Below are 286 nucleotides of genomic sequence, written 5' to 3'. Positions count from 1 at the left end.
CGAGCAGCGTCTGGCCATGGAAGCCGACAAGCCCCTGGTCGGTGAGGACGGTGTCATCCATCCCGACGTCCTGTGGTCGTGCACGAACTGTGGTGCGTGTGTGGAGCAGTGCCCGGTGGATATCGAGCACATCGATCACATCCTGGACATGCGCCGGTACCAGGCGATGATCGAGTCGTCGTTCCCGTCTGAGGCGGGGGTGATGTTGAAGAATCTGGAGAACAAGGGCAACCCCTGGGGTATGGGGGAGATGAAGCGGCTGGAGTGGATCGAGGAACTCGACTTC

Annotated in this window: 1 protein-coding gene; it reads left to right on the top strand. The window is 60.8% G+C overall.

What is annotated here, in order from left to right:
* Nucleotides 1–286: 4Fe-4S dicluster domain-containing protein (locus LO762_RS32260; protein ID WP_230620150.1), on the top strand; the 286-nt coding region annotated here is incomplete at both ends.

Source organism: Actinocorallia sp. API 0066, assembly GCF_020991275.1.
GTDB lineage: Bacteria > Actinomycetota > Actinomycetes > Streptosporangiales > Streptosporangiaceae > Actinocorallia.
This window is presented reverse-complemented; position numbering and strand designations above follow the sequence as displayed.